This is a genomic window from Asaia bogorensis NBRC 16594 (genome assembly GCF_001547995.1).
Classification (GTDB): Bacteria; Pseudomonadota; Alphaproteobacteria; order Acetobacterales; family Acetobacteraceae; genus Asaia; species Asaia bogorensis.
In genome coordinates, this window is record NZ_AP014690.1 from 2,206,729 (window position 1) to 2,230,324 (window position 23,596).

Consider the following 23,596-nt stretch of genomic DNA (forward strand, 5'->3'; position numbering starts at 1 on the left):
ACGCAACGCCCCTCAGAGCCGACGCGCGATCGCCGTCCGAACGCGCTGCCAGGTCTTGCGCAGCCCGTAGAAACGGGTCTGCTCGAAAGCAGGCCTGACCGTGCAGCTATTGCCGAATTTCGGGGCAAAATCGACGAGGGCCCCCTCGCGCACATATCGCCGGTAGAGCGCTTGGGTCTGGTCGGTCTGCCACCCAGCTGCCTGACAGAGCACAGCCGCAAAAGCCTGCGAGCGCGGAGGAAGGAGGTCAGCCGCACGGGATGCATAGCTGACGGCAAGCCAGCGATAATGATAGCGCGCATCAGGCTTGACTGCGCTGCTGTCGAAACGGGCGATTTCCTGCGCCGTGACGAAGGTTCTTGAGGCAGGCGGCTTCTGGGCTGCTGGACCTTGCACCGAGCGAGGATCGATGTCGGCACCCCAGCCATAAGTCCCGCCCCAGATATGATAATCCGGCCCCAGCTCCGTGCCGGTCAGCTCCATACCATAGAGCTTCACGATCCGTGCCGCCAGAAACCAGGCTTCCGCGCGCCCTGCCCGGGTCCAGCGCGACTTTGCGTCCGAAAGCGCCTGCGCATAGGTCTGGATCAGTTGATCATAGGTCAGATTGAGCGGCTGGCCTTGCGCGCTCTCGAGCGCGAACCCTGCTTTGTGGTCGTGATCCGTATAATTCAGCGCTTCCGCGAAGCGGTTTTCACGGATCAGGCGTCTCACAAGGAGCGAACGCATTACATCCGGCATCGTCTCGACGGGCGGCTCACCGGCAGGTTCCGTCTGGCCGTTCTGCACCCCCGATGGTCTGGCGCCAGATGCCTTGGCCAGCGTTGAGGGTACGTTGGCATCCACGAACCGCATGAGTTCATCGACGCTTAGAACGCGCTCAGCGACATAGGCGGCATCGATTCCGACATCGCTGCCCGGTCCGGCCTGCTGCGCGGCTTTATAGAGCCAGAGAAGCGCCTGCACATATTCGCCACGCGATAGCGCCAGCACACCCTGCTCACCCTGCATACGCACTGCAATGGCAGGGTCTTGCGCAGGCGCCAGTGTCGGGAACCCTTTGGTCGCTTCGGCATAAGCAAGCGTTGCAGCTTTTGTGTCATTGGCGCGGACAGCCAGCTTGGCGCGCACCCAGGCAGCCAGAGGGGACGAATTCTGTGCCGCGAAATCCCGCGCCAGATCGAACTGACCCTGACGATAGGCCGCGGCCGCCAGCAGATCGGTTCCGTCATCCGGTTTGACGCCCTGCTCATGCACGGCAGTCGCAAGATTTTTCAGGGATGAATGGGCGAGGTCACCGTCATAGTCGAAAGACAGGGCATAGGCACTGAGCAGTTTGCGCGACAGCGGATCAGCGGCGAGCGCTCTCACCAGATCGGGATATTGCGAGACCCACGCCAGGACGTAACGCAGGGAGTCCTCACCGGCGTAGGATCCGGATTCAACCTGGTGCACATAAAGAAGGAGCGCCTTACCAATCAGATCCTTCCTCAGGCTGGTCGTGCACGGGGCACGGGTCTCCATTTCGCGCCAGCCGCACAGACCATTGGCACCGCGCAGATAGAGCTTCGCCTCTTCACCCCATGAGGCCTGAGCCAGGGCGTCAGGATCATATGCGCCTGCCTCGACCAGCGACCGCGTCAGGGCAAAGGCCCGGGCAGCTTCGGTCAGGTCATGCTCCGGATCGTTGGCTGACGCAAAAGCCGAAATACTATACGCCTTGCCCAGCATAAAGGCTGCCGCAACTTTCTCATGCGCGTTGCTGGCGTCCGGAAGCGCAAGAACCGCCTTGAATGCGTCGATCCCGTGATCGGCGCTACTGGGGTCGCGATAGGCCTGCGCGCCGCTCTGGTAGAGATCGCGCGCCCGAGCTTCAGCTGGGCTATCCTCATCCGGAGGCGACATAGCCCCTGATCCTGGCGACGGCTCTGGCGTTACCTTCTGTCCGGGATAAAGATGTCTGATTGCATAGGAGAACGAAAAAGAAGGCAGCTTCTCAAGCGTGTGTGTACGGTCATTCAGCAGCGGCTCGGGAAAGAACGGACCGCAGGCCATGACGCCGACAAGGCTTGCAGGCACCACAACCAGCACGCCAAGCAAGGCCCCCTGCCTTGCTGTCAGCCGCTTTTGGCGGGGTGCATGGCCTTCAGAAGCGTGGGGTAACGTCCTGCGCTGAGACATTGATCTGATCTTTCTTTTTCTGGCAGGTTAGCCAGCCCGCAACAATTTCCTGTCCGACCGGCAGAAGCGCCTCACCCGTTCTGACAAGAACCGGGCCCGTCCGGTCGTAATCGAGGCGATAAGGCCCCTGCGCGCCCATACCGGCGCAGTCCTTGTCAGCATGGATAATGAGCGGCAGCGTGGCGTCAATCGTGCCGTCATTTCTCAACACGATATGATACAAAGCTGCACCTTGCGGGTTCAGGCCAAGCGAGAGTGCCCTGCGCAATGGCTCGTGCCTGACCAGCGTCAGCCACGCAGGCAGGCTCCAGGCGCGTCGGTCACCCGCAACCGGCAGGCGGAACCAGATCCATCCCGCCAGACCCGCGGGCGGCGCGCGCTCGATACGCTGCATGAACCGCGCGACCTCCTCCGGAGCAACGGTCAGTTCCTGCCCCGCCCCTCTGGCAATGCCGCGTGCCATCTCGCTTTCGACCGCGACCGGCTGCCCAGCCTCCCCCCATATGATTTTCGTACCGTAGCTTGGCAGCGCAATCTGCCACGGAACGGGTGAAATCCTGCCAAAGCGGGAAGCATCGCGCTGGGCCTCATGGGCCCTGAACAGCCCGCCCGCCGGATTGCTGACGGCGTGAAGCTGCAGGACGACGCCCTCGACATGGGACAGGACCGAACCGAGCGCCGGGGCGCCGATCCAGCTTGGCAAGGCTGTAATCGTCAGACGGTAGCGCCCCGACAATCTGCGATGGAGTGCATCGAGCCATGTCGCATAATCGCCAAGCCGGGCGGTGGGGCAGTCATGATCGATCTCGACCCCCTCCGGCGTAAGGCCGAGCGACTGCCATTGAGCCAGCACCTGCTTGATATGGTAGCCTGTTTGCACAGGATCGAGCGCCTCTATCCGGCCGCTGATGCGGAACACGGCGATCACACGATGCGATGCCAGAACCTGTTTTGAGCTAAGCAACGCCGTATCACGCCACAGGCCGGTCTGGTCGAACTCGGCGGCGAGAATGTGCCAGGTCTGTATAGAGGGCGCAGCCTGCGCGATGGAGCGGACCAGTTCATCCCGCCATTGACGCTGCCAGATATAGGCATCCGATGGCAGCTGCACGGATGCGGGTCCGAGAAACCGCATCGCCGAAACCCCTGCGAGGCAGATCAGGGCAGCGAGAAGAACGAAGGCCCCGGCGAGTGCGGCGCGCCATCTGTGCACGATTCACCTCCTGCATTCAGGCGCAGCCATCGAGGCTCTGGTCCCCACGGGATCAGCCTGTCAGGACGATCTAGACGGGGATCATACAGGTTGCCAAGCGATGCGGCTGAAGGGGGGGGGCCGTGCCTGCCATATCATATTCCTCACCAAGACCCGCGGCAGCCGGCACGTTCAGGGCCTTCCCCGGACCTTCGCACAGTTGAGGGCGATGAGACGCCTGCCAGAGAGCGCAATACGATAGCGCCGCGCGGGTCCGCGGCCTGATCAGGTCAGCCGATCAAGTAGGAACCATGATGGGTCGAAACAGTCCTGAGTTGGTCTCAGCGCGCCACCTTGCCTGATTTTCATATTGCGCTGCCCCCATGCTTCGCGGCATGTGCACTTCATGGCGCGTCTCTCCCCCCTGCCCCGACAAAGATCGGTCATCACCGGCAATTATCTTCCTGTGCCTAGACCACCGGCGCAGGAAACGGTCGTTCTGTGCCCGGTCTGCCGCGGCAAGATGCAGCGCACGGATGAAGAATGCCCTACCTGCCATGCCCAGCGTCATTTCGGCCCCACTCGTCGAGAGACAATTGTCAGCACGCTGATCGGACTCATTGCGGCTCCTGCCCTGTCCCTCCTGCTGATACGTCCTTCCGGCTGGACATTCGCCTTTGCTGTGGCAGGTCTGCTGGCCGGTTTCTTTGTGGCGCATAGCCGCCACACCGGCGATCGCTGGTTGCGTGATCCGCGCTGATCCTGAACATTCGTAACAAGATGCAGCTTTCGGCACGTCCGGCGAAACGCTAAGGGCAATACTCATGTCTGCTTCGGCTTCACGCTCCAAACAACGCTCTCTCCTGCTGCTGCGAGAACGCTATATCCTGCGTCAGCTTTTCCTTGGGCTGGTGGGCATTACCAGTGGTGCCATTGCGCTCATCTGGCTTATGCAGTCGTTGCGCTTCGTATCACTTGTCGTGGATCGTGGCCTGTCGCTGCGCGTGTTCATTCAGCTCACCTCTCTGATGATCCCCTCTTTCCTCGCGGTCATCCTGCCAATCACGACCTTCCTTGTCGTGCTGTTCGGTTATCAGCGTATGTCGGGCGATCGTGAGCTCACGGTCATGCAGGCAGCGGGGCTTTCGCCTTTCCAGCTGGCGCGGCCAGCCATGGCCTGTGCCCTGATCACGACCGTTATTGGGTATATTCTCAACCTGTGGCTTGTCCCGGTCTCCTACCACGCCTTCAGGCGCTACGAATTCGAGATCCGCAATCGTATGGCGGCCTTCCTGCTTCAGGATGGTGTGTTTGCTCAGCTCTCGAAAGACATGACCGTCTATGTGCGCACGCGCGACCGTGACGGGGAAATGCACGGTGTGTTTGTGGAGGATGACCGTCAGCCTGAGGCGCGCGCAACGATCATTGCTGAACGTGGAACAATGGTGGTGGTCGATAACCAGCCGCGCGTGGTGCTCTTCAATGGCTCCCGCCAAGAGATCGATCACCATACGGGGCGGCTCAACGTCCTGACCTTCACGCGGAATTCGATCGATCTTTCCAGCAGCAAACAGGCCGATACCGAAGTGCGCGACGCTTCCGAAATGTCTCTCCCCGAGCTCTTCCACCCTGACCCGCGCTATGTCTCGCAGCGTGACTGGGGCAAGTTCGCGGTGGAAGGGTGGAGGCGTCTGACCTCCCCCCTCACCACCCTGTCTTTCAGCATGATCGCGCTCGTTGCCGTGCTGAGCGGTGCGTTCTCCCGCCACGGCAACATCAAACGCCCATTGGCCGCCATTCTCTCCGTTGTGGGGCTGATGGCCATGTCCCTCATGCTGCAAAATCTGGCAGGCCGAAATCTCGGTCTTGTCCCGCTTCTCTGGGGCGTAGCGATACTGCCTGCCATTGGCTGCGCGGTATGGCTCTTCCTGCCCAGAGGGCTGAATTCCGGCCGGAAGACATCTCATGGCGCGTAATACCCTGGCCCTGTTCCGCGGCACCTCGGCCGGGGTGTCGGTCACGCTCTCGGTCTATATCTCGCGCATTTTCACGCTGTTCTCGCTGGCAATGATCGCCGCGCTGACAGGGCTCGTCTCCCTGTTCGATTTCATCGATCTTCTGCGGCGTGTCGCCACCAAACCCGATGTCCCGACGAGCCTGGTGACCGAAATTGCCGGGCTACATGTGCCATATTTCATGATCATGATCATGCCGTTTGGTATCCTGCTGGGGGGTATCGTGTGCTTCTGGCGCCTGACGCGCTCGTCCGAGCTGATTGTTGCCCGTGCAGCGGGCATCTCGGCCTGGCAGTTTCTTGCGGCACCCCTGGCCTGCGCCATTCTGATGGGCGCTTTCGGGACGATGGCGCTCTCACCGCTTTCCTCCTCCATGTTCCGCAAGGCGGAGTTGCTGGACGAGGCCTATCTGAAGACCGGGGGGGGACCACTCTCCCTTAATGGCGGTGCGCTATGGCTGCGCCAGCTCGATGATGAGCAGGGCGGACAGGGTGTTGCTATCCTGCACGCGCGTCACGTCTTTCTGCGGGACCGCAAATTGCAGATCAACGACATCAGCATCTTCCGCCTCGACGCGCGCGATCAGCTTGTCATCCGTATCGAGGCCCCTCGCGGCGAACTGGTGGAAGGTGCGTGGAAGCTGGAAAATGCTGCGACAGTCAGGCCGAACCACTTGCCGATCCATATCGGCGATTATCTTCTGCCGACCAATCTCTCGCTGCGTCGCGTCGAGCAGAGCTTTGCGTCGCCCGATACATTGTCCGTCTGGACGCTGCCGGGTTTCATCCATCTCCTCGAGCGGTCTGGTTTTTCCTCCATCCGGCATCGACTGCACTTCCAGACTCTGTTAGCTCTTCCGATCCTGTGCGGTACAATGGCACTCGTCTCTGCCGGCTTCTCGATGCGCCCTACCCGGCGCGGCGGTGTGGCCCGGATGCTGGGCTCGGGAATCGCGGCGGGCTTCGCGCTTTTCACCATCTCGAAGGTGGCGGCGCAATTTGGTGAATCCGGTGCGTTGCCGCCTGTCATGGCGGCATGGGCACCGACTGGCGCGGGTCTCTGCTTGGCGGTAGCCTTGCTTCTGCATCTGGAGGATGGTTGATGTCGAAACGGCGCGTTGCGCATCACAGGCGCAGGTCATGGCTTGCTGCCTCCATGCTGGCGGGCACGGCGACATTCGGTGCCGTTCCTGAGGCGGATGCAACCATGCAGCGCCAGGCGGGGCCGAAAGTTGCCGTTGGCAAGCCGTCTTCACAGTCCGATCCTGTCACCTATCTTGCCGATAACGAGAGCTACACCCGCAGCGGTGTGGCAACCTGGACAGGCAATGTGCAGGTCTGGCAGGGCGAGCACGCACTTCGCGCCGACAAGATCGTGTTCGACCGTAATACCGGTGTCCTGACGGCCACAGGTCACGTTGCAATGGTCGAGCCCGATGGCAGCACCAGCTTCGCGGACTATGTCGAGCTCAGCAACGGCATGCATGATGGCATTGCACGCGGCATTTTCCTGCGCATGGAAGACAATGCCAAGCTTGCAGCCAATGGCATGAGGCGCACCAACGGCAAGATCAATGACATGGCGAAGGCCGTTTATACGGCCTGCCAGATCTGCGCCAAGGATCCCTCACGCCCGCCCTTCTGGCAGTTGCGCGCCTATAATGCGACCCAGGATGCCGAACACAAACGCATCGAATTCAGCCACGCCTATCTGGACATGTTCGGACTGCCGATCATGTACCTGCCTCTGTTTTCAATGACGGACCCCAGCGTGAAGCGTCAGAGCGGCTTCCTGATCCCGGGGATCAACCCGCATGACCGTTATCTGGGCACCTATTTTACCATCCCCTATTTCTGGGCGATTGATGACCAGCAGGATCTGACCGTCCAGGGGCTTGTCTCGACCCGCACAGGACCGCAGATTAGCGGGCAGTATCGAAACCAGCTCAATTTCGGCAAGATCAACTTCACGGGCGGCGTGGCCTACAGCACCCATAAGGAAGGCAGCTACGTCAACACGTTCGGCAATACGGTTGATGGCACGAACGACAATGGCATCCAGGGCTATGTCCGTGGCAATGCTATTTTCGATATCGACGATCACTGGCGCGCTGGCGCAAACGTCAATCTTGCCTCTTCGGCCAACTACATGCGTGACTATCGCATCACAGGCTACGGCAACGAAACACTGCAATCGACAGCCTATATCGATGGCTTCGGCGTGGGCTCCTACACGCGTCTCGACGGGCAGTTCTATCAGGGCCTGAACCAGGGCGTTATCCGCAACTCGAATCTGCCTTTCGTTCTGCCGCGCTTTACCTATGCGTTTCAAGGTGAGACGGATCCGCTGGGTGGCACATTCTCGCTCAGCACAAACGACTTCAACGTCTATCGCCCCGAGGGAACACGCGATCAGCGCGGGCAGATCCAGATGAACTGGAACCGGCCATTCCACAATGTGCTGGGCCAGATCTGGCTGCTGACAGCGCGTCTTGACGCCACAGTATATAATGCCAGCCACATGACTGAGCAGCCAACCTATTATACCGACACTGGCACGCATACGACAGGTTTCGTGCTTCCCACCGTCGCCTTGAAGATGAACTGGCCCTTCATGCGCAGCTTTGCACATGGTCACGGCTCTCAGGTGCTTGAGCCCATCGTGCAGGCGATTGCCGCACCCAATATGGGCAATAGTGCCACGCGCATGATCCCCAACGAAGATTCGCTGCAATACGAGTTCACGGACAGCACCTTGTTCGCGCTGAACCGCTATACCGGCACCGACCGTCTGGATGGCGGCCTGCGCGGCAATATCGGTGTGCATGGCAACTGGACGTGGCGTGGCCATGTCGTGGATTTTCTGGTGGGTGAGAGCATCCAGCAGCACGTTACCCAGAACCGCATCCCCTATTCGGGCCTGTCGCATCACCTCTCGTCACCCGTGGCACGTGTGCGCGTCAGCCCCAACCGCTATCTCGATCTGACGGCCCGTGGCCGCTATGACCCCTATCGCAAGAGCTTCGATTATGGCGAGGGACTGGTCAGTGTCGGTGTGCCCATATTCCATGTGAATGCCGGGTATATCTATGAGCCTGTCACGCCCTATTACTTCTATGCGACGAACTATCGACTGAATGGTCCGACGCAGGTCTATTATACAAAGACAAACGAAGTAACAGCGGGCGTCTCGACGGCCTATAAACAATACCACGCTTCGATCTATGGTCGCCGTTCGCTGTCACGCAAGGAGTTTGTCAGCCTGGGTGGCGATATCGGCTACTCCAATGACTGCTTCGGCTTGGACATCCTTGCGATCAAGCAATATACCTCGATCGGTGGCCAGCAGCGTAATACGACGGTGCTGTTCAATCTCACCTTCAAGACAATCGGTACCTTCGGAATCAATGGCTGACGGACGCGCAATGACCCTTACCGCCCCCTTCCTCCGGGCTGCCCCGCAATCCGGCGCTGCCCGGCCCCTGCGTGCGATACTTATGGGCTTTGCCACCTGCCTCGTCCTGCCTGCTCTGACAGCAGAGGCGGCGACCCCGCATCACGCCACCCATGCCCGCCCGGGCCATGGCAGCGTCGCACCGGCGGCCAATCCGCCGGAAGATGCCATTCTGGGAACGATCAACGGTCAGGTTCTGACCGAGCGCGACGTCGATAACCGCGGCAAGCTTTTTGCACTTTCCACGGGGCTGAATATCAGCGCCGACCTGATGCAGCGCCTGCGCCCGCAGATCATTCGTCAGCTGGTCGATGAGCGCATCAAGACGCAGGAAATTCTCAAGCGTCACATCAATGTCGAACCGCAGCAGATCGCCCAGGCCATCAACAACATCGAATCCCGCAATGGCATGCCCAAGAATGCCCTGCGTGACCGACTGGCGCAGGATGGTGTATCGCTCACCACCCTGATCGACCAGATTCGCGTGCAGATCGGCTGGATGCAGGTGCTTCGCGAAGAGATTTCGGGACGCGGCCGCATCACGGCGCGTGAGATATCTCAGCGTGAGGAGGCCCTTCGTGCCGAGGAAGGCCGCGCCCAGTACAATGTGAGCGAGATCTTCATTCCGGTCGCCGATCCGCGCCATTCGGAAACCGAGCTGGAGTTCACCAAGACAATCATCACACAGCTGCGCAACGGGGCGCCTTTCCCTATCGTCGCAGCGCAGTTCTCGCAGGCCCAGACCGCGCTTGACGGCGGAACAATGGGCTGGGTGCAGGAAGACAGTCTCGACCCGCCGGTTGTCGAGATCGTGCGCCAGATGCCCATCGGGGCCATTTCGAACCCGGTGAAGGTGGCGGGCGGCTACGTGATCGTCACGGTCAACGGCAAGCGCACCATCGGCCATCAGAACGTCACGATGATCACGGTACGTCAGGCCTTCTTCCCCTTCTCCTCACCACTCAACCCACAGGCGCCGACGGATCAGCAGAAGCTGACCCTTCAGAAAGCCACGGCAGCCGCACAATCCGTGCATGGCTGTGAGTCGATGGAGGCGCTCAATCGCTCTCTGGGTGAGAAGCATCCTTCCGATCCGGGCGGTCAGCTCGTCCTTGAGCGTCTGAATCCGCAGATGCGTCAGGTACTGGCCGATCTGCCCGTCGGGCAGTCGAGCCGCCCGCTTGTCTCCTCTGATGGTATCGCGCTGCTGACAGTCTGCACCAAGGGACAGAAGAATATTGCCCAGCAGAGCCCGAGTGAGATTGCCGACAGCCTGATGAATGAGCGCGTCGAACAGGCCTCGCGTCAGCTCGAGCGTGATCTGGAGCGTCGCTCCGTCATCGAGATGCGCAAGGACGACAAGACCGCTTCGGCCAAGGCAAGCGATGACGCTGCTGCCGATGATGAGGCCCCCGCCAAGCCTGCCCATCACGGGTCGGAACAAGGCGGTGCGGCACAGGGTGGCAAGCCCCACGGCAAGCCAGTTTCGGACCAGGGATGACCCTTCCATCCCTGCGTGACGCAATCCGGATTCATGGTCTGGATGCGAAGAAATCCTTCGGTCAGCATTTTCTTCTCGATCCGGGAATCGTTGCCCGGATCGCCGCACTGGCTGGCGACATGGCTGGACGGCAAGTGGTCGAGATCGGCCCCGGTCCCGGTGGCCTGACACGCGCCCTGCTGGATACGAAAGCCGATGCGGTGCATGCGGTCGAGATCGATCAGCGTGCCTGGCCCCTGCTGGATGAACTTGTCGCCCACGCCCAAGGCAGGCTGCATCTGATCAAGGCGGATGCCACGTCTCTGGACTGCGCCACGCTATGCCCCGCGCCACGCAAGATCGTGGCCAACTTGCCCTATAATGTCGGCACGCCTCTTCTGGTCGCATGGTTACGTCAGGCAGCGTCCTGGGAGCGCATGACGCTCATGTTCCAGCTTGAGGTGGCCGAGCGTATCTGTGCCGCGCCCGATACCGGTGCGTATGGCCGACTGGGTGTGCTGGCGCAGTGGTGCGCAACCTGCAATGTCGTCATGAAAGTCCCTGCGGGTGCTTTCTCGCCCCCGCCCAAGGTAGAGTCGGCTGTGGTCGATATCGTCCCGAAGCCCATCCAGCCTTCAGCCTCGATGTTCAAGGCGATGGAGCATGTGACGCATCTCGCCTTCGGGCAGAGAAGAAAGATGCTTCGTGCCTCGTTGCGTCCCATTGGCGGCGAGGCCCTGCTTGAAAGGGCAGGAATCATCGCGACGAGGCGGGCCGAGACACTGTCGATCGACGAGTTTGCCACGCTTGCAAAACTGGTCTGCAAAGAGGGCTGAGCCGCGCTCAGTGCTTGCACTGGGCTGAGCGAACGCCCATACAGGGTAGACGCGGGTGCTTTTGGCCGGAAATGCGGGTGCATGTGGCGCCCGAAACAGATCCACGAGAGCATGTTTGCACGCATAATTCTTCTGCGTGGCCGCTATACTATCAAGGAGCCTTGCTATGGCAACAGGCACCGTCAAGTGGTTCAACTCAACAAAGGGCTATGGCTTCATCAAGCCGGATGCCGGTGGCGACGATGTGTTCGTGCACATTTCTGCCGTTGAGAAGGCCAACCTCTCCTCCCTCAACGACGGCCAGGCGCTCTCCTACGAGACCGAAGTCGGACGCAATGGCAAGACCTCGGCAGTAGCTCTCAAGCTCAGCTGAATCCAGCCGTTACAGGTGCCGGATTCCGGTAGAGGAAAGCGAACAAAACCAGTCGGGCGCGCAAGAGCCTCCTTTGGTGACCGTTCACGTCTCGCCGGATCTGCCCTGTCTCTGCACGGGGAGGACCATTTCCTCCCCCTCGGGTGGCTCGGAGCCCCCGCGTTCCCCTCAGAATGCAATCGATGTCGCGACAGCGAAGCTGCGCCCCTGCCCCCAGCTATTGCGGTAAACCGACCCTGTCGGAGCGATGACATAACCCTGGTTGAGCAGGTTGACCGCATTGAGTTGCAGGCTGATCTGACGCGCAAAGAGTTGCGTCACCGTCCATGAGGCAAAGGCATCAACCGTGCCGTAACCGGGCACCTGGAAGCTGTTATCAAGCGCTGCCGAGCGCGTCCCCACAAGATGGACACCACCACCTGCACGCATCGACACAGCGTGCCACGGCAAGACGCCATTCCACGTCAGGAACAGGCTCCCGCTGTTTTTCGGCACGCCAATCAACTGGCGCCCCTCAGTGGCAGGCGTATCACGCAGCGTCCGGGCATCGGTCCACGCATAGGCGAGCACGGTGCTCCAATGGCCAGACAGTGCCCCTGTTACACTCGCCTCCAGACCTTTGGACCCGGCCAGACCAGTAAGACGCTGTACGATATTGCCATCACGATCCTGCCCCGCAGTCTGGAGAACGTTTTTCTTGCGGATATGATAGAGGGCGAGATCGGCTGTCAGGCCGCCATGCGCATAACGTGCCCCGACTTCAAATTCCCGACCCGTCGTGGGCTTGTAGCCTCCCTGCAGCACGCTGCCGGCGGAGAGCTGATTTGCGCCGAAGGATTGCGAATAATCGCCATAGAACGAAACGCTCCTGAATGGCTGCCAGACGAGCGCAGCAAATGGCAAAGGCTTTGTGTAGGATGCATCGGTCGTCTGGATGAAGGGAATCCCGCTGCCATAGCGCAAACCGAACCACTGGTAGCGCACGCCGCCGCTTGCAATCAGGCTGCGTGTCAGGTGGATATTGTCCTTGAGATAGCCAGATGCCGTATTGATGTTCTGCTGCAGATTGCTGTTTGCCGGATTGGGGCGCCCGACGGGTGCCAGCCCCCCATAGACCGGATTGGCCGGGGTAAAGCCGCCCTGATTGGTTGACTGATAGAACACCCCCTGATTCTGATTCCGGTTTTCGTAGTCGATACCCGCCGTGATTTCATGACGCATCCCCCACAGATCGTGGTCGCCCAGATAGTCGAGGGCGACACTGCCATTGGCACGGATTGTCCCACCATTGGCACGATAGCGACGTAGCAGAATGCCGGTACGCGCCGAGTAGCTCGAAGGGTCGGCCTGTCTGTCATGATAATCGTCGCGGTTATAGCCACCGGACAGCCTGAGCCTGTCATGTATCCCGATCCGGTAGCCCAGATGACTGGCAATCAGATGACGGGCACCAAAAGACGCGGTCCAGGGTTCATCGAGACGCTTCTGAGGACCGGAAACCGGATTATTCCCGACAAAAACGGCGCCGCGATCCAGCACATTGTCGTAATCGACATATTCGTAAGACAATGTGCCTTCCCAGCGTTCGTGATGCCAGCTGAGTGTCGGTGCCACCAGGATCTGCTTATTGGCGCCAAAATTACGCCAGTAATTCTCGTTGCGGTAACTGCCAATGAGACGGAAAGCCAGCGTCTTTCCGAGCGGCCCGGTCACATCGACATGACCATTTCCACCTCCCAGAGAGCTCCACTGGGTCCCCAAAGCTGCCCCCCAGCGCCGGAAATCGGGCGCCTTGGTAATGACATTGATCACACCGCCTGGCTCCTGCATGCCGTAGAACAATGAGGCTGGTCCTTTGAGGATCTCGACGCGCTCGGCAGTATCACCCTGATAGTTGCGTCCAATGGGCATCCTCACCCCGTCGCGCAGGATGGACCCATCATCAATAGCCCCAAAGCCACGCTTGATGAGGGCATCCTGTGTACCGCCGAAATTGTTCCCGATTGCCATGCCGGGCACGTATTTCGCCATGTCTTCCATGGTCTGCGGCGAGAAATCCGCGAGCGTCTGATGGGTGACGACATTGGTGGTCTGTGTCTGTTGCAGAAACGGGGTGGCGCGCTTGTCCCCCATAGTGCTTTCGGCAGCGGCATAACCACCACGTGCCCCCATTACGGTCAGCACCTCATGGTTCCGATGGTGCCGCGCGCTCGTCTCGCCTCCCTGTCCTTCCCGGTGCGGGCGGGTGATATGGCGCTTCGGATCGTCACGCGTGACGATATCATACCCTGTCCGCCCGGGGATGACAGCGTTGTCGCCGGGTTTACCCTCCGCCAAAGCATCAGGCGGCAGGGCTATGCCAAGTGCCGCAATGAGGACGATTCCGGGGCCAGACAGGCTCACCCCACTACATGGGTTGCGAATGTTTCTCATTCGCTAATCGTTGGCATAAAGCGTTACGTAACGAAACCGTGAGTCACGGTTTCGAGAGCCTATTTTCTTAACAAAGTATGAGCTCGTACGTCTGTCGGCTGGCTAGGGGCCAGCCGTGCTGCACAAAATAGGCTTCAGCGACCAGCCATATAGTCGCGGGTCAATGGAACAGCATCGATATCGGCAGTTAGCTGAAGCTGGAAGTTCATGTGGCCCTGCAGTCGGAAAGACAGTTCGGCCCCAACGAGGTAGAACTCGAACATACGGCAGAAGCGCTCGTCATAGAGCGCCCTGATCTTCTCGCGATTGGCCGCGAAGCGCTCACGCCAAAGCCGGATCGTTTTCGCGTAATGCAAGCGCAGGATCTCGCAATCCGTCACCCAAAGGCCGGCCCGCTCGATTGCAGGAAACACTTCGCTCAAAGCCGGGGAATACCCACCGGGGAAGATATATTTGTCGATCCAGGGGTTGGTGGAACCCGGCTCATCCATACGTCCGATCGAGTGGACGAGCGCCACACCGTCAGGCCGAAGCGCCTTGCGCAGGGTGCGGAAATAGGTGTCGTAATGACCTATGCCGACATGTTCGAACATGCCGACTGAAACGATACGATCATACTGCCTGTCGAGCTTGCGGTAATCCATGAGCTTGAAGGTTACCAGCCCCTCAAGCCCTGCCGCACGGGCACGCTCGCGGGCAACCTGAAGCTGTTCCTGCGAGAGCGTGATGCCTGTCACCTTGGCGCCGTAGTCACGCGCCAGCGTCAGGGCCATGCCTCCCCAGCCGCAACCGATGTCGAGCACATCAAGGCCGGGCCGGTCGAGTTGCAGCTTGGCAGCAATATGATGCTTCTTGGCGAGCTGCGCCTCTTCCAGTGTCATGTCGTCAGAAGTGAAATAGGCGCATGAATACTGACGGTCTTCATCGAGGAAGAGGTCGTAGAGTTTTCCGTTCAGATCATAGTGATGAGCGACATTGCGACGTGAGCGCTTCTGCCCGTTCCATTGCCGGAGAAACCGCGTGACGAAACGGGCCTTTTCCTCGACGCGATTAAGCAGATGGTGACTGCCGTGGATGTTGAGCATCAGAACGCTCAGCACGTCCTCAAGCGAGCAGTCCACCGAGACGATATCGCCATCCATCCAGCCCTCACCGAAGGCGAGACCGGAATTCAGAAGGAGTGCTCTCAGCGCCTTGTCTGTCTTGACATGAATGGCTGCGCTCGGACCGGGACGCGTCCCCTTGTAGCGGCGTTTTTCACCACTGGGCAGGATGACGTCGAGTGCTCCGGCACTGATAAAGCGCTTCAGAACACGGTCCAGCAGAAATATCATGGTCAATCCCGCTCTTCTCTCATCAATTCAAGTAATTGAACGAGGAAAACCTGAGATCGTCAACTGGCCCCAATAACACAAAACCCGACTGCCTGAGGCAGCCGGGTTTTGCATTCAATCGCTAAGCGATGCGTCTTTTCAGACAGCAGCGCCTTCGACTTCACCTTCAGCCGCGGCGTCTTCACCCTCGACTTCGGTTTCGAGAACGTATTCGTCCTCTTCAGCGACGATGGCTTCGCCACGTGCCTGACGCTCGGCTTCTTCTTCCGAACGGGCCACGTTGACCGTAACCGGGATCGACACTTCCGGGTGGAGGGCAACGCGTGCCTCGACCAGACCCAGCAGCTTGATCGGCTCGGCAAGGACAACCTGGTTGCGGCTGACGCTCAGGCCAGCAGCCGTCACGGCAATCGCGATGTCGCGCGTCGTCACGGAGCCGTAGAGGCTGCCACTGTCACCAGCCTGGCGGATGATGACAACGCTCAGGCCGTGCATACGCTCGGCAAGACGCTCGGCCTCTTCACGACGCTTGAGGTTCTGGGCCTCAAGCTGTGCGCGCTCGGTTTCGAAACGCTGGCGGTTCTGGGCGTTGGCGCGGAGCGCCTTGCCCTGGGGCAGCAGGAAGTTACGGGCATAGCCGGGCTTCACGCGGACGATATCGCCCATCTGGCCCAGATGCTCAACGCGCTGCAGCAGGATGACTTCAGTCTGTGACATGCCTGTCTCCTCAGTTCATCACGTAGGGGAGCAGGGCAAGGAAGCGGGCGCGCTTGATCGCCTGCGCCAGCTCACGCTGCTTCTTGGCCGAAACCGCTGTGATGCGGCTCGGAACGATCTTGCCGCGCTCGGAGAGGAAGCGGCTCAGCAGACGCACGTCCTTATAGTCGATCTTCGGCGCGTTGGGGCCGGAGAACGGACAGGACTTGCGGCGGCGATAGAACGGACGACGGGCGCCGACGGCAATGCGACGGGCGGCCGGGTTGATTTCGTTGGTGTTCTCGTCAGACATCGCGATTACTCCGCATCCATCTCGGCACCCTCACGGGCGCGGTATTCTTCACGATCGTCGCCACGACGGCCGCCACGGCCGCTGTCGAAACGACCAGCAGGCTTGGAGTTGCCACCACGGAAATTGCCACGATCGCCGCGATCATCGCCCTTGCGGGACAGGATCGGAGACGGGTCCTGGGTGATTTCCTCAACGCGCAGCGTGAGAACGCGCAGAACGTCTTCGTTCAGGCTCAGCTGACGCTCCAGCTCGCGGATCTGGTCCGGACGGGCATTCAGGCCGAGAAGGACGTAGTGGCCCTTGCGGTTCTTCTTGATGCGGTATGCGAGCGAACGCAGACCCCAGAATTCGCGCTTCTCGATGGAACCGCCATCCTGGGTGAGGAGGGTCTCGATCTGCTCGACGAGGGTTTCGACCTGCGCCTGCGAGATATCATTACGTGCGATGAGCACGCTTTCGTACAACGGCATATGAGCTCCCTTCGGATTGCTTCAACCCAACCACCCGACCGGGACCGGTCGGATCAGCGCCTCTTCCACAAGGCTCGGGTATAGCCGGGACGATGCCTTCGTCCGGCAGGGAAAGGCGGCATAAAGCACATACGTCCCTACGGGGGCAAGAGTTTTCCTGCCTCGGAACGCTTCCATGCGAGCGATAGCCTGCTTTGCCGCCTATTTGTCTAAGTGATGCGTGTGCTCAGGGGCGGAGCAAATGGGCCGGCAGGGTGAGGCCAAGATCGTCGGGCACCGCCCAATGCTCTTCTTCGACCATGATCGGCACGAAGCCCGCAGCCTTGTAGGTGGGGAGCGCATTGGGGTGATCGGCCGTGCAGGTATTGACCCGCATGACCCGCGTAACCTTGCGCCAACCATGAGAGATAGCAGCCGCCAGCAATTTGCGGCCAAGCCCCTTGCCCTGAGCACCCGGCACGAGCCCGAGATAGGACAGATAAGGGGTTTCCGGCTTGTGCATATCAAGCTCGAAAAAACCGGCCACGCCCTGCGGCCCCATCAGACGCCAGATTTCCGTATGGCGTGAAGCGATGATGCGATGAAGGGTATCAGCAGGCATCATGTACCGCATCCACCAGCAGTGAGGGGCGCCAATCAGACGGTAGAGCGCCAGATAATCATCCACATTCGGATGCCAGCGCTCGATGTGATAGCCTTCGGGCCAGCCGATATGGGCCGAAGGTGGCGGCCTGAGACGTTCTAGGAACGTCACCTCGACCGTGACTTCGGTCGTGGGACGCTCCGGAGTCGTCTCAAGCCAGGGCTCCATGAGCCGTTCCCGCCGATCAGTTATCGTCGAGGAAGGAGCGCAGCTTGCGGCTGCGGCTCGGATGCTTGAGCTTGCGCAGCGCCTTCGCCTCGATCTGGCGGATACGCTCGCGGGTCACGTTGAACTGCTGCCCCACCTCTTCAAGCGTGTGATCGGTGTTCATGCCGATACCAAAGCGCATACGCAGCACACGCTCTTCACGCGGGGTGAGCGAGGCCAGAACGCGCGTGGTTGCTTCGCGCAGATTGGTCTGGATCGCGGCATCCAGCGGAATAACCGCCGTCTTGTCCTCGATGAAGTCACCAAGATGGCTGTCTTCCTCGTCACCGATCGGGGTTTCGAGAGAGATCGGCTCCTTGGCGATCTTGAGCACCTTGCGCACTTTCTCAAGCGGCATACCCAGCTTTTCGGCCAGTTCTTCAGGTGCGGGTTCACGTCCAATCTCGTGCAACATCTGGCGCGAGGTGCGCACGAGCTTGTTGATCGTCTCGATCATATGCACCGGAATACGAATGGTGCGTGCCTGATCGGCAATCGAGCGCGTGATAGCCTGACGGATCCACCATGTCGCATAGGTCGAGAACTTGTACCCACGACGGTACTCGAACTTGTCCACCGCCTTCATGAGGCCGATATTACCTTCCTGAATCAGATCCAGGAATTGCAGGCCACGATTGGTGTATTTCTTGGCAATGGAAATCACGAGACGCAGATTGGCCTCGATCATTTCCTTCTTGGCACGCGTGGTATCACGCTCGCCACGCGACACCACGGCATAGACGCGACGGAACTCACCGACCGGCAGACCGGTGCTATGAGCCAGATCGGCCACCTGGTTACGCAGATCGATAATCTGCTCGGCATAGCGCGTGGTGAAGTTCTTCCACGACTTGCCGGGCAGCGCCGAAACGGAGGCCAGCCAGTTGGGATCGAGTTCGTAGCCGCGATATTTCTGCAGGAAGTCATCGCGCGAGACGCGGCAACCCTCGGCCATACGCAGCATGCGGCCTTCGAGGTTATTGAGGCGCTGGAACTGAACCTTGAGCTGGGTCACCAGCTCCTCGATACGGTTGTTATGCAGATGGACCTGCTCGACCATCTTCACGAGTTCCATACGAAGCGTTTCGTATTCATGCTCGGAAGAGCCGCTGGTCTCGGAGCCGCTGGTCAGCGTTTCGATGCGACGCACCTGAAGCGCGCGCAGCGTGTCGTAAAGCGGCTCGATGGCCTCGAAATGCGCGAGTATCTCGGGTTTCAGCTTCTCTTCGAGGGCAGAAAGCGACAGGCCGGAGCTCTCCGGGTCGCCACCTTCCTCGTTTGCGGGCTCCTCGTCGAGATTGTCCTCGTTCTCCTCGGCGTTCTCGCTCTCGGCGGTTTCCTCTTCAGAGGGACCACCCTGCATGGCTTCAAGATCGACGATGTCGCGCAGCAACATCTCGCCTTCCTTGAGCTTGTCGTGCCAGGAGATAATGGCGCGGAAGGTCAACGGGCTTTCGCACAGCCCGCCAATCATCTCATCGCGGCCCGCCTCGATCCGCTTGGCAATGGCGATTTCGCCCTCGCGTGACAGCAGCTCGACCGAGCCCATCTCGCGTAGATACATGCGCACCGGATCATCTGTACGACCGGCGCTTTCGCTCACATTACCAGTAGGAGATTCTTCGGACTCCTCGGCCTCTTCCTTTTCCTCGGTTTTCTCCTCGGCTTCGTCAGAGTCCTCGTTTTCCTCATTCTCGACGACCTGGATCCCCATCTCGGAGAAGATCGCCATGATGTCCTCGATCTGCTCGGAGGACATCTGATCCTGCGGCAGGACAGCGTTCAGCTCGTCAAACGTGATGTGACCGCGCTCGCGTCCCTTGGCGATGAGCCGCTTGACGGCACCGGACTGCGTGTCGAGGACATTGGTATCGCCGTCCTGGTCCTGCGCGTTCCGCTCCGTTCCCGTGGCCGCTTTCGTCGCCATACCCTACTCCCTGCTCCCGCACGCCCTATCGAACGCCGCACTTAAAACCAGCCATGAAAGAAACGCGCTTGGCCAGCGCTCTGCAATCACAGAACGCCGCCCCACCCGTCAGCCTGAGGCCGACCTGTCTTTCATTTGCGATCCACCAGCGCGAGCGCCAGCAATTTCGGCATCGTGCAGGTGGGCGATACGGGCCACGAAGTCAAGGGCCGGGGGCGCTCTTTTCGCGTTACGAAACCTGCATCGTCAATCTGCGTCATCGCCCTCTTCGCCGCGGCGCAGGCGCTCGAGTGTGCGCAGCCGCACCATCAGCGCCTCGGGCAGTCCTTCCAGCGCGGGATTGGCCAGCGCCGCCTGCATGTCCTGCTCGACCTCACGCATGAAGGCCGGGAAATTGACCAGTCCGAAAAAATGCCACCATTGCTGAAGCGGGGCCTGATTGAAAAGTCCGCCCGTTTCGGCTTGCGCAGAGGGCACAACGCCCCGCGCAATCAGTTGCCGGGCCTCATCGCCCAACCCCTCATGATCGAGCGCCACGAGAGCATTCTGTTCTGTCAGGAGGTCCGGCGAACCGATTTCGGCAAACCAGTCGAGAATCGTGTCGCGGATCTCATCGAGCGGATGGGGCAGATCGAGGCGGCCATAAGGATCCTCGATCTGCGGTAGGATAGACGGGTGGCGCAGCACCAGAACCGTCAGCACCCGCAGACGCTCTCCAGCCCCGTCCCCTACAGCAATATTGCGCACCCGACTCTTGCCGGAATCCGGCCGTGAAGGCCCACCCCGCCCCTTGCCCCGACGTGACGATGCGAAAAACCGCTCCATCAATGCACGCCGGTACTCAGCGGCAAGGTCCTTGTCCGCCACCAGTGCGGCAGAGGCCTCCAGCCGCTTTTTCAGCGCTGCACGCTGCTCGGGCACATCCTGCCTCACACCGGCCTGCATAAGCTGGAACAGCTCGTCCGCCAGAGAAGTTGCTCCATCGAGCACCTGACGCATGGCCTGAGGGCCATCGCGTCTGATCAGACTGTCCGGGTCATCCTTGGGGTCGAGGCGGCAGAATTGCAGACTGCGCTCCGGTGTCAGAAGAGGCAGGGCCAACTCAGCCACACGAAGCGCCGCCCGCGCCCCGGCAGCATCGCCATCAAGGCACAGAATGGGATGCGAGGCCTCGCGCCACAGGAGCTCGAGTTGTTCAACACCCATCGCCGTGCCGAGCGGCGCAACCGCCGCCTCGAACCCGGCCTGTGCGAGGGCGATCACATCCATATAGCCTTCTGCCACAACCAGCTTCTGTGCCGGATCGCGCAAGGCGTTGCGGGCCTGATCGAGATTGTAGAGCGCGCGCCGCTTCGAGAACAACGCGGTCTCGGGGCCATTCACATATTTAGGCTGAGCATCGCCAAGAGTGCGTCCACCGAATGAGATCAGCCTGCCCCGCCGGTCGCGGATAGGGAACATGACACGCGAAAAGAACAACTCGCCTCGCGGTGCGCCATGCTCGTCCACACGCATCAACCCGGCCTGCAAAAGCTGCTCGGCCGTAATATCCTGCCCGCGCAATGCCTGAAGCAGCGCCCCCCGTCCCTCGCCCGCCCAGCCAAGGCCGAAGCGCTCGATCGTTGCCTCGGTCAGGCCGCGTCGCCTGAGATAGGACAGTGCCTGACGCCCTTCAGGCGCATAGAGCGCCTGGCGATAGACGTTCTGCACAGCCTCGAGCACATCGCCGAGAGATCGCGCCTCGCGCGATCGGGCCTCCTGCCGCGGGTCCTGCCGGGGCATGTCGAGCCCGGCTTCATTCGCCAGTTGCTCAACAGCCTCCGGAAAGCTGCGTCCCTCGCTTTGCATGACGAAGGAGATCACATCGCCATGCACGCCGCAGCCAAAGCAATGGAAGTGATCGTCATAAACATAGAAGGATGGCGTCTTTTCCCCATGGAAGGGGCAGCATGCCTTCCAGTTGCGGCCTGAACGGCTGAGCTTGGTGCGGCGCCCGATGACGGCTGCAATCGGGGTGCGGGCACGCAGCTCGTCCAGAAAACCGGGATCGAACGCCATCGTTCAGCCTGCCTTCAGGACAGACGGGCTTTGACGACAGGATTGACGCGACCCATATCGAGGGCGCTGCCAAACTTGGCCTTGAGCACGCCCATGACCTTGCCCATCTCCTTCATGCTGGTCGCACCCGCCTCGGCAATCGCCGCATCGATTTCGGCATTGAGGGTTGCCTCGTCCATCTCGGGCGGGAGATAGGTCTTGATCGTCTCGATCTCGGCTTCTTCCTTTTCCGCCAGTTCGGGACGACCGCCTTCGCGATACATCGTGGCGGACTCGGTGCGTGACTTGATCATGCTGCGCAGCATCGGAAGGATATCCTCATCACCGACTTCCTTGCCATTGGCGCGCGCCGCAACATCCAGATCCTTGATACGGGCAGTGATGCCACGAATCTGGGCTACGCGATCCATCTCCTTGGCCTTCATGGCGGTCTTGAGATCGGCGGAGATCTGTTCTCTCAGGGACATTGTCTCATTCCTTTTTCGGATCACGCCACATGATTTCGGGAATATTTTTCCCACATATCAGGCAACGCATGTGAGTGGGAAAAAACTTCCCAATCTCGTCTCAAGGGCTTATCTAGCACCAACCACGCGAGCGTCCGAGTGGAAAAGGACGCAAGGGAGACGGGTATGGATATCGACGAGATCATCGAGAAGGCCGGTGGCGCCGAGGCGCTGGCGAGCCTGACCGGCGTTGGCACCGAAGCCATTCGCAAGTGGCGCCAGTCGCGCGCCATCCCCGGCAAGCACTGGGCCGCATTGCTGCGCCTGCCCGGCATTTCCCTTTCGGACCTCGATCCGCAGACGCCTCAGGAGGAAACCCCGACAATGACAGAGACCTGCCCTGACGGCGCGAATGCCGCCCTCGTTCTCGCTGATGGCACCGTTTTGTGGGGCGTCGGCTTTGGCGCCCATACGGATGGCGCAGCCATTGGCGAGCTCTGCTTCAATACCGGCATGACCGGCTATCAGGAAACGCTCACCGACCCGTCCTTCGCCGGGCAGATCGTGACCTTCACCTTTCCCCATATCGGCAATGTCGGCACGAACGCCGAGGATGACGAGGCCCAGCGCGTGGCCGCGCGTGGCGTGGTGGTGAAAGAGGACGTTACCCTGCCCGCCAACTGGCGCTCGACCCAGAAGCTCGCGCAGTGGATGATCGGCCAGAACCTGCCTGGCATTGCCGGCATCGACACGCGCCTGATCACCCGCCGCCTGCGCGATGGCGGCCCGCAGACTGCCGTGCTCGCCTTCCCGAAGAATGGCCAGTTCGACCTCGCCGCCCTGCGCGCCCAGGCCGTTTCATGGCCGGGGCTGGAAGGGATGGATCTGGCAAAGGACGTCACCTGCGCCCAGAGCTATCGCTGGGATTTGGGCGTGTGGCAGAAGCCTGCCGCAGAGCGCAGCGCGCGCCGCCGTGTGGTCGCTGTCGATTACGGCGCCAAGCGCAACATCCTGCGCTGCCTCGTGACCGCAGGCTGTGATGTGACGGTGGTGCCTGCCACCGCAACGGCCGAGGAAATCCTGCGCCACAATCCTGAAGGCGTGTTTCTCTCCAACGGCCCCGGCGACCCGGCTGCAACTGGCGTTTATGCGGTGCCCGCCATCAAGGGCGTGCTGGATGCCAATATCCCGGTCTTTGGAATCTGCCTTGGTCACCAGCTTCTGGCACAGGCACTTGGAGCGAAGACCTTCAAGCTGGAGCGCGGCCATCGCGGCGCGAACCAGCCGGTCAAGGACCTTGCGTCGGGCCGCGTGGAGATCACGAGCCAGAATCACGGCTTTGCTGTGGATGACAAATCCCTGCCCGAGGACGTGATCATTACCCATACCAGCCTGTTCGATGGCTCGAATGAGGGTATCCGCAGCACGAAGCTCGATGCCTTCTCGGTTCAGTATCACCCCGAGGCCAGCCCCGGCCCGTCGGATTCATTCTATCTCTTCGAGCGTTTCGTCGCGCTCATGGACAAGAAGGCAGCCTGA

At 60.5% G+C, this 23,596-nt stretch carries 19 protein-coding genes; 8 read left to right on the plus strand and 11 right to left on the minus strand.

Features of this window, described 5'->3' with window-relative positions:
• Positions 1 to 12: 12 nt before the first annotated feature.
• Together Asbog_RS09880 and Asbog_RS09885 are read right to left on the minus strand one after the other, a co-directional pair.
• Entirely contained in the window at positions 13 to 2,181 is a 2,169-nt protein-coding gene (locus Asbog_RS09880) for a hypothetical protein (RefSeq protein ID WP_146926361.1), read from the minus strand.
• Positions 2,147 to 3,394 (minus strand): DUF3142 domain-containing protein, encoded by a 1,248-nt coding sequence (locus tag Asbog_RS09885; protein ID WP_062165018.1) that lies wholly within the window; start codon positions 3,392 to 3,394, stop codon positions 2,147 to 2,149. Before Asbog_RS09885 ends, Asbog_RS09880 begins: the two co-directional genes overlap by 35 nt.
• A gap of 385 nt (positions 3,395 to 3,779) precedes the next feature.
• On the opposite strand from Asbog_RS09885, the gene Asbog_RS09890 reads away from it, so the two are divergent.
• The 7 genes from Asbog_RS09890 (at position 3,780) to Asbog_RS09920 (ending at position 11,530) form a co-directional block, all read left to right on the plus strand.
• Entirely contained in the window at positions 3,780 to 4,133 is a 354-nt protein-coding gene (locus Asbog_RS09890; RefSeq protein WP_231944553.1) for a hypothetical protein, read from the plus strand.
• Positions 4,134 to 4,197: 64 nt separating this feature from the next.
• Positions 4,198 to 5,349, plus strand: a complete 1,152-nt coding sequence (gene lptF / locus Asbog_RS09895; protein ID WP_062165019.1) for an LPS export ABC transporter permease LptF — start codon at positions 4,198 to 4,200, stop codon at positions 5,347 to 5,349.
• On the plus strand, positions 5,339 to 6,490 hold the full coding sequence (gene lptG / locus Asbog_RS09900) for an LPS export ABC transporter permease LptG (RefSeq protein WP_023977652.1): 1,152 nt from the start codon (positions 5,339 to 5,341) through the stop codon (positions 6,488 to 6,490). Before lptF ends, lptG begins: the two co-directional genes overlap by 11 nt.
• On the plus strand, positions 6,490 to 8,802 hold the full coding sequence (locus tag Asbog_RS09905; protein WP_062165020.1) for an LPS-assembly protein LptD: 2,313 nt from the start codon (positions 6,490 to 6,492) through the stop codon (positions 8,800 to 8,802). The genes lptG and Asbog_RS09905 overlap by 1 nt, the downstream gene beginning before the upstream one ends.
• Before the next feature lie 10 nt (positions 8,803 to 8,812).
• Positions 8,813 to 10,342 carry a peptidylprolyl isomerase gene (locus Asbog_RS09910; RefSeq protein WP_083510984.1) on the plus strand — a complete coding sequence of 510 codons (1,530 nt, stop codon included), beginning with the start codon at positions 8,813 to 8,815 and terminating at the stop codon, positions 10,340 to 10,342.
• A complete protein-coding gene (gene rsmA / locus Asbog_RS09915) occupies positions 10,339 to 11,157 on the plus strand; it encodes a 16S rRNA (adenine(1518)-N(6)/adenine(1519)-N(6))-dimethyltransferase RsmA (protein WP_062165021.1) in 819 nt (272 codons plus the stop codon). The genes Asbog_RS09910 and rsmA overlap by 4 nt, the downstream gene beginning before the upstream one ends.
• Before the next feature lie 166 nt (positions 11,158 to 11,323).
• Positions 11,324 to 11,530 carry a cold-shock protein gene (locus tag Asbog_RS09920; protein ID WP_023977648.1) on the plus strand — a complete coding sequence of 69 codons (207 nt, stop codon included), beginning with the start codon at positions 11,324 to 11,326 and terminating at the stop codon, positions 11,528 to 11,530.
• Positions 11,531 to 11,698: 168 nt separating this feature from the next.
• Here Asbog_RS09920 and Asbog_RS09925 read toward each other — a convergent pair whose 3' ends face one another.
• The 9 genes from Asbog_RS09925 to Asbog_RS09965 all read right to left on the minus strand — a co-directional run bounded on the left by Asbog_RS09925 (position 11,699) and on the right by Asbog_RS09965 (position 22,078).
• A complete protein-coding gene (locus tag Asbog_RS09925) occupies positions 11,699 to 13,963 on the minus strand; it encodes a TonB-dependent receptor (protein ID WP_231944554.1) in 2,265 nt (754 codons plus the stop codon).
• A gap of 134 nt (positions 13,964 to 14,097) precedes the next feature.
• Positions 14,098 to 15,297, minus strand: a complete 1,200-nt coding sequence (locus tag Asbog_RS09930) for an SAM-dependent methyltransferase (RefSeq protein WP_062165023.1) — start codon at positions 15,295 to 15,297, stop codon at positions 14,098 to 14,100.
• A gap of 138 nt (positions 15,298 to 15,435) precedes the next feature.
• Entirely contained in the window at positions 15,436 to 16,014 is a 579-nt protein-coding gene (gene rplI, locus Asbog_RS09935; RefSeq protein ID WP_023977645.1) for a 50S ribosomal protein L9, read from the minus strand.
• 10 nt (positions 16,015 to 16,024) lie between these two features.
• The gene (gene rpsR / locus Asbog_RS09940; protein WP_023977644.1) at positions 16,025 to 16,306 is read right to left on the minus strand and encodes a 30S ribosomal protein S18; all 282 of its coding nucleotides are present in this window, start codon (positions 16,304 to 16,306) and stop codon (positions 16,025 to 16,027) included.
• A gap of 5 nt (positions 16,307 to 16,311) precedes the next feature.
• Positions 16,312 to 16,776 (minus strand): 30S ribosomal protein S6, encoded by a 465-nt coding sequence (rpsF, locus tag Asbog_RS09945; protein ID WP_023977643.1) that lies wholly within the window; start codon positions 16,774 to 16,776, stop codon positions 16,312 to 16,314.
• Positions 16,777 to 17,002: 226 nt separating this feature from the next.
• Positions 17,003 to 17,587, minus strand: coding sequence for a GNAT family N-acetyltransferase (locus Asbog_RS09950; protein WP_062165024.1), 585 nt, complete (start codon positions 17,585 to 17,587; stop codon positions 17,003 to 17,005).
• Between the two features lie 16 nt (positions 17,588 to 17,603).
• Positions 17,604 to 19,553: an RNA polymerase sigma factor RpoD gene (rpoD, locus tag Asbog_RS09955; protein ID WP_062165025.1), complete on the minus strand. Its 1,950-nt coding sequence runs from the start codon at positions 19,551 to 19,553 to the stop codon at positions 17,604 to 17,606.
• A 246-nt stretch (positions 19,554 to 19,799) separates the two neighbouring features.
• Positions 19,800 to 21,611 carry a DNA primase gene (dnaG, locus tag Asbog_RS09960; RefSeq protein WP_062165026.1) on the minus strand — a complete coding sequence of 604 codons (1,812 nt, stop codon included), beginning with the start codon at positions 21,609 to 21,611 and terminating at the stop codon, positions 19,800 to 19,802.
• Between the two features lie 14 nt (positions 21,612 to 21,625).
• Entirely contained in the window at positions 21,626 to 22,078 is a 453-nt protein-coding gene (locus Asbog_RS09965; RefSeq protein WP_062165027.1) for a GatB/YqeY domain-containing protein, read from the minus strand.
• A gap of 165 nt (positions 22,079 to 22,243) precedes the next feature.
• Between Asbog_RS09965 and carA the strand changes: the two genes are divergently transcribed.
• Entirely contained in the window at positions 22,244 to 23,596 is a 1,353-nt protein-coding gene (gene carA / locus Asbog_RS09970) for a glutamine-hydrolyzing carbamoyl-phosphate synthase small subunit (protein WP_062165028.1), read from the plus strand.

Excerpts from the sequence above, each read along its gene's own strand:
- Asbog_RS09880 (WP_146926361.1), bottom strand. The coding sequence starts at position 2,181 with ATGTCTCAGCGCAGGACGTTACCCCACGCTTCTGAAGGCCATGCACCC.
- Asbog_RS09890 (WP_231944553.1), top strand. The coding sequence starts at position 3,780 with ATGGCGCGTCTCTCCCCCCTGCCCCGACAAAGATCGGTCATCACCGGC.
- lptF (WP_062165019.1), top strand. The coding sequence starts at position 4,198 with ATGTCTGCTTCGGCTTCACGCTCCAAACAACGCTCTCTCCTGCTGCTG.
- lptG (WP_023977652.1), top strand. The coding sequence starts at position 5,339 with ATGGCGCGTAATACCCTGGCCCTGTTCCGCGGCACCTCGGCCGGGGTG.
- Asbog_RS09905 (WP_062165020.1), top strand. The coding sequence starts at position 6,490 with ATGTCGAAACGGCGCGTTGCGCATCACAGGCGCAGGTCATGGCTTGCT.
- Asbog_RS09910 (WP_083510984.1), top strand. The coding sequence starts at position 8,813 with ATGACCCTTACCGCCCCCTTCCTCCGGGCTGCCCCGCAATCCGGCGCT.
- rsmA (WP_062165021.1), top strand. The coding sequence starts at position 10,339 with ATGACCCTTCCATCCCTGCGTGACGCAATCCGGATTCATGGTCTGGAT.
- Asbog_RS09920 (WP_023977648.1), top strand. The coding sequence starts at position 11,324 with ATGGCAACAGGCACCGTCAAGTGGTTCAACTCAACAAAGGGCTATGGC.
- Asbog_RS09925 (WP_231944554.1), bottom strand. The coding sequence starts at position 13,963 with ATGAGAAACATTCGCAACCCATGTAGTGGGGTGAGCCTGTCTGGCCCC.
- Asbog_RS09930 (WP_062165023.1), bottom strand. The coding sequence starts at position 15,297 with ATGATATTTCTGCTGGACCGTGTTCTGAAGCGCTTTATCAGTGCCGGA.
- rplI (WP_023977645.1), bottom strand. The coding sequence starts at position 16,014 with ATGTCACAGACTGAAGTCATCCTGCTGCAGCGCGTTGAGCATCTGGGC.
- rpsR (WP_023977644.1), bottom strand. The coding sequence starts at position 16,306 with ATGTCTGACGAGAACACCAACGAAATCAACCCGGCCGCCCGTCGCATT.
- rpsF (WP_023977643.1), bottom strand. The coding sequence starts at position 16,776 with ATGCCGTTGTACGAAAGCGTGCTCATCGCACGTAATGATATCTCGCAG.
- Asbog_RS09950 (WP_062165024.1), bottom strand. The coding sequence starts at position 17,587 with ATGGAGCCCTGGCTTGAGACGACTCCGGAGCGTCCCACGACCGAAGTC.
- rpoD (WP_062165025.1), bottom strand. The coding sequence starts at position 19,553 with ATGGCGACGAAAGCGGCCACGGGAACGGAGCGGAACGCGCAGGACCAG.
- dnaG (WP_062165026.1), bottom strand. The coding sequence starts at position 21,611 with ATGGCGTTCGATCCCGGTTTTCTGGACGAGCTGCGTGCCCGCACCCCG.
- Asbog_RS09965 (WP_062165027.1), bottom strand. The coding sequence starts at position 22,078 with ATGTCCCTGAGAGAACAGATCTCCGCCGATCTCAAGACCGCCATGAAG.
- carA (WP_062165028.1), top strand. The coding sequence starts at position 22,244 with ATGGATATCGACGAGATCATCGAGAAGGCCGGTGGCGCCGAGGCGCTG.